Below are 11631 nucleotides of genomic sequence, written 5' to 3' on the forward strand. Positions count from 1 at the left end.
ATAATGGATGGGGCTGTAAGTGGTTCATCCCAAAAGGCCGGTCGAAAGTTAATATCAAAGCATGTAACCGAGTTTGCTTCTCTAAAGTGTTTTAGCGCATGTAACGTGGTATTTAATACGTTAGCTTTAGCTAAAGAACCTGAGCAAAAGCTCACTATTTTAGGGGCTGTAAATAAAGAGGCGGTTAAATCGGTGATCTGCAAATCATAATGCGCGGCGTCTTTATCATAAAAATCAAATGTACGTTCACCGCTTTCATCTAATGAGACAAAGGCTAATGCAGTTTTCCCTTTTTTAGAAAAACTCACATGTGATGTTTTAACATTATGGGTAGCGAGTGCCTTTATCAAAAAATGACCAAACGGATCATCGCCGACCTTACCAAGCAATGAGCTCAAACCGCCTAACTTTGCAACGGCGACAGCGACATTTGCGGGCGCACCTCCTGCAAATTGAGTGAATCCTAGCTCGCTGCTTAATATTGTTTTATCTATACAATCATTTGAGAGTAAATCAATTAAGGCTTCACCAATTGCAACTACTTCCATTACGTTATTCCTATAAAAATTGTCAGGGTATCGCCGCGTTTAAACGATACCCTTGGTTAAATCTAAGCCTTGACCACCAAGACGGTTATTGATTTTGGTGTCAAAAAATACGTCGCTTTATGTATCTTTTGTACCTTTTAGAATCAACCCATCTCACCAGTGTTATCAAATTTGTAAATTGAATGTAGAGAACTTAAAATAATAAATCAACTATTATTATTTATTATTTTTTGTACAATTTTTGTGATTGTTGAAGAGATATTTTTTTACCTTACATTTAAAAAATAAAAAAGCAGCCATAGTTATTACGGCTGCTTGTTAAATTTAAAACTTATTAGTTGTGTGAAATACTCGTATTATCTTGAGAAAAATTGATAAGTAACGGGAGGTTAGCGCAACCCACTGACTGAGCTTTAGCACCAATAGAGCCACTTTTTACCTCACAGCGATTAATACCACGGTGATCGGCTTGGCTTAATTTACACTTTGTTGCGGCAACTATTTTTTCTCTGACGTTGATAGGAATTGCACCGTCAATCACAATCGCTTCAAAATCAAAAATAGCCAGCGAACACAATGCCGTGTAGGCCAGACCATCTGCAACTTGGTCTATCCATTTATCGAGTACTGGGCCTAAGTCTCCCCAGTATTCCTTTGAACCCCATAGTATGTCGGTGTTGTAACCATCATCTTTGAGCATTTTTTCGAGAATATACAGTGACGATTGCATGATCAGTTGTTGCGATGTTAGTTGGCCTTCACTATTAAGCTTTGGCCTAGGAAGTGAGCCTATAGCCCCCGCATTACCTTTTTTACCGGTAAACAAGGTTTCGTTTATAACGACTCCACCACCGATAAAGGTGCCGATAAAAATATATAAAAAATCGCTAAAGCGAGCGGGGTTACCAAAGCTTAATTCTGCTGAACATGCTGCGGTATCATCATTACATACATATACCGGAAGGGGCACAATTTTATTTATTTCTTGTTTAAAATCAAAAGATTTCCACTCTTCCATTACTTTTTTTGGAGCACCGGCTTCTTCAGTCCAGTGCCAAATTTCATAAGGAGTGGCAACGCCAACGCCCAAAATACGCTCAGCTAGTTCATCGCTTAAGCTCATTTTAAGTACGTTGATCCCTTTTTTTAAAAAGGTCAGTAGACTATTTACGGTCGGGTAGGCGCAGTTTTCGTGCAAGGTTGCGCGTATATTTCCAACCAAATCAATCAGTGTTAAATCAAAACTGCGTCGACCTACTTTTAAGCCAACTCCAAATGCACCATCTGGATTTAACGCAAATGGGATCGTCGGTTGGCCAACTCGACCACGTTGCGGTGCTTTTCTTATTAGTAACGATTCGGCTTCTAAGCTATTGATAATAACAGTAACGGCTTGTGCAGAAAGGCCCGTTTTTTGTGCTATCTCAGCTTTTGGCGCACTACCATGTTGACGAATTAATGACATAATTCGACGTTCATTATGGGCACGCAGACCGGATTGGCTTCGGCCTTCTTGTGAGGCGAGTCGAGGGTTTTTAGCTTTGATAATTATTCCTGCCTAGTTGTTATTATCTTGAATAACTTGATTAATTGTACACCGAGCGTGTGTAATTGGCGACTGTGTTGGCTTTATTACTAGGCTCATTTTTATTATTAAATTTTCGATAGAGTACAATTAAATTAGCTGATAAATAATAAGTAACTATAGTTGATTTATTGACGAGGTGGTATTTACCTGTTTAAATGCTTTACTCAAAGTTAACAACTGAGACACGACAATGGCCACACACACACAAAAAACACCTCTTGTCTCCAAGGAGATGGTGGTTCCCTTTATTTTGCTCGTTCTATGCTTTGCTGCATGGGGGGCGGCGGCAAATATGACTGATCCGCTAGTAAAAGTGTTTAGTAAAATTTTTACTATGTCGTCAGTGCAATCTGCACTGGTACAGTTTAGTTACTATGGTGCTTATTTTTGCTTAGCTATCCCGGCTGCGTATATCAATAAACGCTTTTCCTATAAAACGGGTGTGTTAACCGGTTTGGGTATGGCTGCAATGGGAGCATTTATGTTTTACCCAGCCAGCCAAGCAATGACTTATGGCTTTTTTTTAGCGGCTTTGTTTGTGTTAGCCGGTGGTCTATCTATTTTAGAAACGTCAGCAAACCCCTATGTGATGGGGATGGGCAGTCAACAAAGTGCCACTCGCAGATTAAACTTAGCGCAATCGTTTAACCCTGTTGGTACTAATATTGGTGTGTTTTTAGCTGCAACCCTTATTTTACCAAGCCTTAATATCGCAACGTCAGACGAGCGCGCTAAGATGAGTAGCGAGCAATTAACTAGCGTTATAAGCGCTGAGCTTGATGCGGTTATGGTGCCATATGTTGGTATGGCTTGCGTGCTGGTGCTTATTTGGTTAGCAATTGCGTTTACTAAAACAGCTAACTTTTGTAAGCAAAAAAAGGTATCTAAGCATGTCGATTTTCGTGCAACGTTTAAGCGTTTATTTAAAAACACCCATTACCGCTTTGGCGTTATTGCGCAGTTTTTTAATGTTGCGGCACAAACTTGTGTATGGACGTTTACCATTCAATACGTTATGGAAGCACTTGATACAAACGAAGTGACCGGTGGAACGTTTTTACAATACAGTATGCTCACCTTTTTAGTTTCTCGGTTCGTAATGACTTGGCTTATGGGATTTATTCGCCCGGCTAAACTTTTAATGGCAACCTCTATTGTTGCAACGTTGTTGTGTTTATATATGGTGCAAATGCCAACTATAAGTGGCGTTTGGGCGTTAGTGAGTATATCGGCTTGTTTATCGTTAATGTTTCCCACTATTTACGCAATTTCATTACATGGTTTAGGCGATGATGCAAAGTTAGGTGCTGCCGGTTTGGTAATGGCTATTTTAGGTGGCGCGATAGTTCCTGTGTTGCAGGCGGTGTTTATCGATACCTATAGTGTCGCTTTTTCTTATATTGTGCCAGCAGGCTGCTTTATTATTGTGGCTGGCTATGCGGCGTTTGATTTAAAAACAAAAATTAGAACATTTAATAATGTTGCACCTTGCTAAAATGGTACAAAACCGAGTCTTAATGGCTCGGTTTTGTGTGCCACCACTTTTGTTCTCACCACCGCTATTCTTTAAGCATTATTAACTGCTTAACGGCCAATCTGCGGCATCTAACGAGTCTATGGCGTGTACCTCATCACCTTGCCAGTAATTAATAAATTCATTATTAGCATCGTAGGTTTGGGTTTGCTTTACTAAATTGAAATGCCTACCCGAGCGAGGATCCGCGCCAACACCCGCGAGGTACTGCCAATTTCCCCAATTAGATGCGACGTCGTAATCAATCAGTTGTTGCTCAAAATAAGCAGCGCCAAAGCGCCAATCTAGCTTGAGCTCGTTTACTAAGCAGCTGGCGACTAATTGCCGGCCACGGTTTGACATATAGCCGGTTTGATTCAGTTGTTTCATACACGCATTGACAATGGGGTACGGTGTTGTGCCTGTACACCATTGTTTAAATCGCTGTGGGTAAAAACTGGTTAGTGGCTTACGCTTGGTAATTCCAGCAAAAGAAAATAGCTTATTGCCATAACACAGGCTGTATAGTTGAAAGTATTCACGCCATAGTAATTCAAAATAAATCCAGTATGTTGAGTCGTTTGCGCCGTGTATGCGCTCATAATTACGCAAAGCATTAACTATTTGCCGGGCACTAATGCAGCCATTAGCAAGCCAAGGAGAAAATTTGCTTGAGTTTTCATAACCTGCTAAAGCGTTGCGAGTTTCTTTGTAGGTAGACGGACTCGCACTTGCAAAGTAATTAACGAGGTGCTTAGTAGCACTTTGTTCACCACCTGCGAATAACGCTCGTTCTTTACTGACATTAGGCAATGTGGTTGGCCAGGGCATTGCAGCAAGCAAAGGTCTGGCTATGTACTCTGGAGGATCTAAAAGCGAATTTATAACGGGCGCTGTTTGCTCTATTAGCTTTCTGAATTGACTAAATGTTGTTGGCAATTCATTAACAGCAAAAGGAAGTTGCTGGTTGTCATATAAGGTAAATGTATTGGCTTGTTTAATAACAAGATCACCATGATTTTTCGCTACATCAAGTAGCGTTTGTCGCTCATCGTAACCAATTTGTTCACTGCAATACAGAGTACGCACGTTGTGGTGGTGATAATAATGAGCAATCACTTCAGCGGCTGCTTGATGGTAGATCACTAAATGTTGGCCATAGTCTTTCAGGGTATTGTTTAGCTGTTGTAAAGATTGCACTAAAAACTGCCAGCGATGTAGTCCCATTGCTTGGCAATCATGGCGGTTGTTTTTAAACCACTGAGGGTCAACACAATATACCAAGCTAAGTGCGGTATCTTGCTTTGCAGCCAATGTGATTAGTGCGTTATCGCTTAGTCGTAAATCGTTGGTAAACCAGTACAAAGAGTGTGTCATAGTTTTAAAGCGTTTTTTATTTATTTTGTTTTTAATACGTAACAAAGTGACAAGGCGTTTAGTTTAATGAGTTTAAATTTAATGAGGTGATGATGTATTTTGATTTAACCGATCCTGACGAGCAAAAAGGGGCATACAGTAAATTGGTTGGTGGGATCACGCCAAGGCCTATCGCGTGGATAAGTACGTTAAGCGCTGACGGCGTGGCGAATATTGCACCGTATTCATTCTTTACCGTGGCCAGTGTTAATCCACCTGTATTGAGTGTGACTCAGGTAAACCCTTCCGATAATAAAAACAAAGATACCTTAAACAATTTACTGGCCACACAAGAGTGCGTTATTAACGTAGTTAGCCACGAGCTGGTGGAGCAAATGAATCAAAGCTGTGCCAATTTCCCATCTCAGGTGAGCGAATTTGCAGCTGTTGGTATCGCAGCAACGGCTAGTAAATTGGTAAAACCGTTGAGTGTAGCAGCAGCTAAAGTGCGTTATGAATGCAGATTACGTGAAGTGATCACAATTTCTGCACAACCGGCCGGTGGTAAAATGATGTTACTCGATATTGTAGGGGTTTATATTGATGACAGCGTACTTGTTGATGGTTATATCGACTCCGCTTTATTAAACACGGTTGGTAAAATGGGCGGCAATGATTTTGCGACTACACAAGCATTGTTTAGTTTAGCTCGGCCTGAACTTTGAACTTTGACTTAAGTTTTCTAGCTATGGCGTATCTGCCATCCATAGCGATGCAAATAAATAGCCTGCAATAGCGGCGAAATCTTTGCTAAAAATAAGCCAAGTAATGGTTACTTGGCTTAACGTTGTTAAATTTTGAGGCTTTAATTTAGTACCGTAGACAGCGAGATCTCTGCATTCATTAATTTTGAGATTGGGCAACCTTGTTTTGTTTGCTCACACAGCTTATTAAACTCTGGCTCAGCAATGCCTGAGATCTTTGCTTCAACATGCAGCGCAATATGGCTCACTTCAAAGCCATCATCTACTTTATCTAAACTGACCACCGCGCTGGTGGTGATATCATCGGCAACATAATCTGCTTCTGTTAGTGCAACAGACAGTGCCATGCTAAAACATGCACTGTGCGCAGCAGCAATAAGTTCTTCAGGGTTGGTACCTTGCTTATCTGCAAAGCGCGTATTAAAGCCATAAGGTTGGCTTTTTAAAGCGCCACTTTCGGTGTTTATTTGGCCTTTACCAGACTTTATATCGCCAGACCAATGTGATAGTGCTGATTTCTTAATCGTCATGTTCATCTCCTTTGTAATAATTTCGCTAACTGTGAAAAGATTTCACCTTTGCATAGCGAAATGGGCGGTTTACAGAGACTGTTGCAACATAAGCACCAAGTTTACAAAAGTATTGAATGTTGAGTTACACGGTCCACTGATGATAAGAATGGCTAATAAATGAAAGCGACATGGCTAATTAACAAGCGGCCATCACTGACCGCTGGCTTAGCTAAAATTAAATCGACATCAGTAATTTGTTCACCGTTAAGTGTGGAGTTGAACCGTAATACGTTTTTCATCGTAGTTCCTTTAATTACAAGTGATGCATACCGCATATAAAGAAGATTGATAAATTCATTTTAAGCGGCCAAATCATTCTGTTGAAACGAACGACTAGCAAAAACAGCTATTTGCTTTTAAGATAGTTGCAAAAATAAAAATGGAATTTTCTATGAAATTTAAACTGCTTATATTATGTGTAATGTTCAGTGTTTGTTTTAGTGCAATATCCGCTACAAAATTACCGATTGAATCATTTGCCTCACTTAAGTCATTTAGCCGCTTACAGCTCTCTCCAAATGGTGAAAATCTCGCCTTTGTTAGAAACGTAAAAGGTGAATTGGTGCTAATGGTATACAACACCAAAGACGCCAGTTTTAAGTCTATTTTAAAATCTGATGACCATACTATCTTTTTTGATTGGTATAACTGGGCAAACGATGACGTATTACTACTAGGCGCTCGGTATATTAAACGCCAACGCGGTGGAATTAAATATGCATCGACACGTCTGTATAGCTACAACATCAAAAATAATGAATCAATTAAGATAGCAACAAAACCAGATTATGGCCGTGATGAACGTCAACCCCAATTTGAAGATCAACTGCTTAGCTTTTTACCACACAAAAAAGATACCGTCTTGATCCAGGCCGACTACGATGTGGCAAATATGCCTGCTGTTTATGAACTTGATTTAAATAATCAGCGCAAAAAGAAAGTGCAACGCGCACGAAGCAGTGTGGTCGACTGGATAGCTGATCGCCAAGGTAATGTGCGTATTGCCCAGAAAATGGATGATGATAAGTTTAGTTATGAACTTTTGCATCAGCAGTCAGGTGATTGGGAAACATTATTTGCATACAGTGCGTTTAGCGATAAAAGTGTTGCTATTTTAGGCTTTGATAAAGACCCTAACTTTATTTATATCAAAGCGATTCATAATGGCCGAGACGCGTTGTTTAAGTTTGATTTAACCACTAAAAAACGTGAATTAATTTACAGCGATGATAAATATGATGTTGATGGTGATATTTTTTACTCACCAAAAACCGGTGAAGTTGCTGGATTTACTCATTCACAGTTACCTGATGGGGTGCAATATTGGGATGCTGATTTAGCTGCCTTACAAACCGCTATTCGTAATGTATTACCCGCAGAAGAATTTTCAGTCGATATTTTAAATACCAGTGATGATCAGCAAAAATATGTGTTGTTTATGAGTTCGGATTCAACTTCAGGGACTTACTTGCTCGGTGATCGGCAAAACAATGAGCTGTCCGTTTTTGCCACAGCTTATCCTGACATTGACGAAACAATTTACCGCGGCAAAGAGCACATTAGTTTTAAAGCACGTGATGGTTTAGCCATTGAAGGTTATTTAACTTTGCCGGTTGGCTATAAAAAAGGCGATAAACTGCCGACCATTATATTCCCGCACGGTGGGCCAATGGCGCGTGATTACAGCAACTTTGATTACTGGACTGCGTTGTTGGCCTATCATGGTTATGCCGTATTACAACCTAACTTTCGTGGTTCGAGTGGCTATGGCTATGATTTTTTAATGCAGTCGGTACAGGGGTTTGGCCAAGCTATGCAAGATGATTTGCAAGACGGCGCACTATGGCTTGTAGAGCAAGGTATCGCAGACAAAGATAAAATTTGCATTGGTGGCGCAAGCTATGGTGGTTATGCAGCATTAATGGCGGTGGTAAAACACCCAGAAACCTTTAAATGCGCAGCAAGCTTTGCTGGTGTCAGTGATTTAGAGCACTTAGTAGGGCAAGCGCGGTTCTTTACCAATAAAGAAATTGTTAGAAAGCAGTTTGGTACAGATGACGAAGTATTAGCAAAAAGCTCGCCGGTTAATTATGCCAAACAAATAAACCGCCCAGTATTACTTGTGCATGGCAGTGATGACAACATAGTGCCTGTTTACCATAGCCGTGAAATGGAAGACGAGTTAGATGATGAGGATAAAGATGTAACTTACATTGAACTTGAAGATGGCGATCACTATTTGTCGTATCAACCTTATCGGATCCAAACCTTACAAGCGTTTTTAGATTTTTTTGATAAACACTTAAAAGAGTAATAAGCAATAAGGCGACCAAAAGGTCGCCTTAATTATTAATTCGCTAATTCTGAATCAATATGACGGGTTAAGTTTGTTACCCAATTTACATATTGGCGATGTATTTTTTCACCGTTGTAATCTAGGTTTATCGAGTCTTTATAATCAATGTCATACTGCGCTGCATTATAGTTAATATTAACGCGGAGCTGATGTTTACGAATATCTAACACCCCTAGTATTTTACCTGTTTCTTGTATGCGGCATTTCCAAGTAAGTTGTTTACAAGCGAGTAAAATTGCTTCCCCAACACTTTCTTGTGTATGTGTTGTATTTGCATTTTGTGGCACTAAATTTTCATCAAAATTACGCATCTGCACCAAAGTACTGCAACCTGATAATGCAGCGATAGTCGCTGCTAAAATAATTAATTTTTTCATGGGTAGTCCTTTGCTTTAAAACAATATGATAACTTAAGTTTGTGTGAAAATGCACCGTCTTAGTACATTTTTATAATGCTGTTTTTACAGCAAAGATTGAAGGTGCGAAGAGGCTTATAGACTTTGCTTCAAGGTGTTATTGATAAAGCTTAAATATGAGTATTTTTAGTGAGACAAATAAAAACGCGGTTAGTTATACTCGCCGCGTTTTTATGTTTAGTGACTAAAAGTCGTTTTTACTATGGCGTTCAGCTAATTGCTCGTGTTCTGGTCCCCAAGTACGATTTACACGACGGCCGCGTTTAACCGCAGGGCGACGCGCAATCTGCTTAGCCCAGCGCATTACATGAGTGTAAGACTCAACATCTAAAAATTCTGCTGCATCATAAATATCCCCAAGTACCAGTGAGCCATACCAAGGCCAAATCGCAATATCCGCTATTGAATACTCACTGCCTGCCATATAGTCATGGTCGCTTAAATGGCGATTTAATACATCTAGTTGACGCTTCACTTCCATGGTGAAACGGTCAATAGGGTATTGCATTTTATAAGGGGCGTAAGCATAAAAATGACCAAAGCCACCGCCTAAATACGGAGCAGAACCCATTTGCCAAAATAACCAGTTACGGCATTCAGTTTTACTGGTGTGATCGCTTGGCACTAGAGCTGCAAACTTTTCAGCTAAGTACTGTAAAATGGCACCCGACTCAAACACGCGCGTAACTGGGTTAGTACTGTGATCCATCAATGCTGGAATTTTTGAGTTAGGATTAACGCCTACAAAGCCTGAGCCAAACTGGTCGCCATCACCAATTTTAATTAAAAATGCGTCATACTCGGCTGCAGTAATGCCAAGCTCTAATAGCTCTTCAAGCATGATTGTGACTTTTTGGCCATTCGGCGTTGCTAAAGAATATAGCTGTAAAGCATGTTCGCCAACTGGCAGCTCTTGAGGGTGAGTTGCGCCGGCAATTGGCCGGTTTGTTTTAGCCCATTCACCGCCATTTTCTGCATCCCACTGCCACACGGCTGGTGGGGTATAGTTTTCGCTGTTACTCATCAAAACTCCTCAATCGTTGGATATAGATGTTATTACGAACAATCCATCCTAGTTGATCATTAAGGGCAAGGGAAGTAAAGTTAAATTTCAATTCATACTAATGGCACAATCAATAAACATGGCTTGGCAATTGGTTTTTAATTGCTGAGCCATCGGTGAGGCTGTAACCCAGATAAGCAACAGCAAAACAGAGTAGTAAATAGCTAGTTTTTATAATGCTCCTTATTATTTTAGCGAAATAAATACTAACGGATCCGTGTCGCTGATTCAGAATATCAACGAAAAATTTGTTTTTGTCGCGCAGCGCTGTATTGCCGATTCTGCCCAGCGCTAAACTGAGGTATAATGCTTGAATTGCTAGTAACTGCCTCAATATAGTTACTACTCATTGCGATGTTGTATTATTTTCAATGCAAATCATTTTTGTGATAACATCACATTTTAGTATCGCATTACTTTTTAATATTTGGATTTGTCGTGGCGCAAGTAAGAGCTAGAGTCCAGCTTAATGTTGGCAAAAACAGTGATATTCCCGCAGAGATCGTGTCATTTAGCGGTTTAAAAGATGGCCAAGAGCACGTTGCTTTAGTATTTAATAATGCTGACAGTGAGCAATCTGTGCCGCTTATTCGCATGCATTCAGAGTGTTTAACCGGCGATGTTTTTCACTCATCACGGTGTGACTGTGGTGAACAACTTAACGAATGCATTGAGATGATGCATCAACAAGGTGGTATTTTACTTTATTTACGCCAAGAAGGGCGTGGTATCGGTTTGTATAACAAAATTGATGCTTATGTATTGCAGTCGCAAGGTATGAATACCTACGAAGCAAACAATCATTTAGGTTTTGCAGATGACTTACGTGATTTTTCTGACGCAGTATTGATGCTCGAAGCGATGGGATTGGCTCATGTGAAGCTTATGACTAACAACCCTAAAAAGCTGAATGCGTTAAAAGATGCAGGTATCGAAGTGGTATCAGTGATTGGCACGCATGCACATCTAAAAGCTGGTTTAGCGGGTAACAAAGCATACTTAGAGACGAAAATTAAGCATGGTGCACATATGTTAGATATAAAGAAGATTAAAAAACCTTAATTTTACGCCGTCGTCTATGTAATCCGATCCAACGCCGAGTTATACTCGGCGTGTTTTGTTGTTAATTTAAGAGCAAGTATGTCAATTGAATTACGAGTATTTAAGGCCGATGCTGGGCTGAAATGGTTTAAAGCAGGCTGGCTTATTTTTAAAACTCAGCCTTTTACCTTTATTTTTATGCATTTATTTATCGGTATTATTGGTTTGTTATCGCTATTTCTACCTTTTTTACAAATTATAGCTGCCTTAGCCACACCATTTTTAACCGCCGGCTTTTACCAAGCGGTGATCACCAAGCAGCAAGGTGGTAAAATTATGCTGGCCGATATCCTAAAACCGTTTACCAATAAAGGTAACCGTATGGGGTTACTGCGCTTAGCGCTCTATCAAATG

11 protein-coding genes and 1 pseudogene are annotated in these 11631 nt (G+C 40.1%); 5 read left to right on the plus strand and 7 right to left on the minus strand.

The window, feature by feature from the left end; translation table 11 throughout:
• Positions 1–548: PfkB family carbohydrate kinase (locus tag ENH88_RS09955; RefSeq protein ID WP_304182114.1), on the minus strand; the 548-nt coding region annotated here is incomplete at its 3' end.
• A gap of 334 nt (positions 549–882) precedes the next feature.
• Positions 883–2100 carry an ROK family transcriptional regulator gene (locus ENH88_RS09960; protein WP_349768654.1) on the minus strand — a complete coding sequence of 406 codons (1218 nt, stop codon included), beginning with the start codon at positions 2098–2100 and terminating at the stop codon, positions 883–885.
• Positions 2101–2326: 226 nt separating this feature from the next.
• Here ENH88_RS09960 and fucP point away from each other — a divergent pair, with 226 nt between their 5' ends.
• On the plus strand, positions 2327–3631 hold the full coding sequence (gene fucP, locus ENH88_RS09965; protein WP_304182115.1) for an L-fucose:H+ symporter permease: 1305 nt from the start codon (positions 2327–2329) through the stop codon (positions 3629–3631).
• A gap of 81 nt (positions 3632–3712) precedes the next feature.
• Here the strand turns inward: fucP and ENH88_RS09970 are convergent, their stop codons facing one another.
• Positions 3713–5026: a DASH family cryptochrome gene (locus ENH88_RS09970; protein ID WP_304182116.1), complete on the minus strand. Its 1314-nt coding sequence runs from the start codon at positions 5024–5026 to the stop codon at positions 3713–3715.
• Positions 5027–5118: 92 nt separating this feature from the next.
• Here ENH88_RS09970 and ENH88_RS09975 point away from each other — a divergent pair, with 92 nt between their 5' ends.
• A complete protein-coding gene (locus ENH88_RS09975; protein ID WP_304182123.1) occupies positions 5119–5730 on the plus strand; it encodes a flavin reductase family protein in 612 nt (203 codons plus the stop codon).
• Between the two features lie 140 nt (positions 5731–5870).
• Here ENH88_RS09975 and ENH88_RS09980 read toward each other — a convergent pair whose 3' ends face one another.
• Positions 5871–6299, minus strand: coding sequence for an OsmC family protein (locus ENH88_RS09980; protein ID WP_304182117.1), 429 nt, complete (start codon positions 6297–6299; stop codon positions 5871–5873).
• Positions 6300–6451: 152 nt separating this feature from the next.
• Positions 6452–6580: a hypothetical protein gene (locus ENH88_RS09985; protein WP_304182118.1), complete on the minus strand. Its 129-nt coding sequence runs from the start codon at positions 6578–6580 to the stop codon at positions 6452–6454.
• A gap of 152 nt (positions 6581–6732) precedes the next feature.
• On the opposite strand from ENH88_RS09985, the gene ENH88_RS09990 reads away from it, so the two are divergent.
• Positions 6733–8655 (plus strand): alpha/beta hydrolase family protein, encoded by a 1923-nt coding sequence (locus tag ENH88_RS09990; RefSeq protein ID WP_304182119.1) that lies wholly within the window; start codon positions 6733–6735, stop codon positions 8653–8655.
• Between the two features lie 35 nt (positions 8656–8690).
• Here the strand turns inward: ENH88_RS09990 and ENH88_RS09995 are convergent, their stop codons facing one another.
• Positions 8691–9074, minus strand: a complete 384-nt coding sequence (locus ENH88_RS09995; RefSeq protein WP_064666452.1) for a hypothetical protein — start codon at positions 9072–9074, stop codon at positions 8691–8693.
• Between the two features lie 223 nt (positions 9075–9297).
• On the minus strand, positions 9298–10137 hold the full coding sequence (gene yghU / locus ENH88_RS10000) for a glutathione-dependent disulfide-bond oxidoreductase (protein ID WP_304182120.1): 840 nt from the start codon (positions 10135–10137) through the stop codon (positions 9298–9300).
• Between the two features lie 477 nt (positions 10138–10614).
• On the opposite strand from yghU, the gene ENH88_RS10005 reads away from it, so the two are divergent.
• Both ENH88_RS10005 and ENH88_RS10010 read left to right on the plus strand, forming a co-directional pair.
• A complete protein-coding gene (locus tag ENH88_RS10005) occupies positions 10615–11238 on the plus strand; it encodes a GTP cyclohydrolase II (protein WP_304182121.1) in 624 nt (207 codons plus the stop codon).
• 78 nt (positions 11239–11316) lie between these two features.
• Positions 11317–11631: pseudogene (locus tag ENH88_RS10010) on the plus strand (hypothetical protein); the annotation flags it as partial.

The organism is Pseudoalteromonas prydzensis (assembly GCF_011050055.1).
Taxonomy (GTDB): Bacteria; Pseudomonadota; Gammaproteobacteria; order Enterobacterales; family Alteromonadaceae; genus Pseudoalteromonas; species Pseudoalteromonas prydzensis_A.

Excerpts from the sequence above, each read along its gene's own strand:
- ENH88_RS09975 (WP_304182123.1), top strand. The coding sequence starts at position 5,119 with ATGTATTTTGATTTAACCGATCCTGACGAGCAAAAAGGGGCATACAGT.
- ENH88_RS09990 (WP_304182119.1), top strand. The coding sequence starts at position 6,733 with ATGAAATTTAAACTGCTTATATTATGTGTAATGTTCAGTGTTTGTTTT.
- yghU (WP_304182120.1), bottom strand. The coding sequence starts at position 10,137 with ATGAGTAACAGCGAAAACTATACCCCACCAGCCGTGTGGCAGTGGGAT.
- ENH88_RS09970 (WP_304182116.1), bottom strand. The coding sequence starts at position 5,026 with ATGACACACTCTTTGTACTGGTTTACCAACGATTTACGACTAAGCGAT.
- ENH88_RS09995 (WP_064666452.1), bottom strand. The coding sequence starts at position 9,074 with ATGAAAAAATTAATTATTTTAGCAGCGACTATCGCTGCATTATCAGGT.
- ENH88_RS09985 (WP_304182118.1), bottom strand. The coding sequence starts at position 6,580 with ATGAAAAACGTATTACGGTTCAACTCCACACTTAACGGTGAACAAATT.
- fucP (WP_304182115.1), top strand. The coding sequence starts at position 2,327 with ATGGCCACACACACACAAAAAACACCTCTTGTCTCCAAGGAGATGGTG.
- ENH88_RS09980 (WP_304182117.1), bottom strand. The coding sequence starts at position 6,299 with ATGACGATTAAGAAATCAGCACTATCACATTGGTCTGGCGATATAAAG.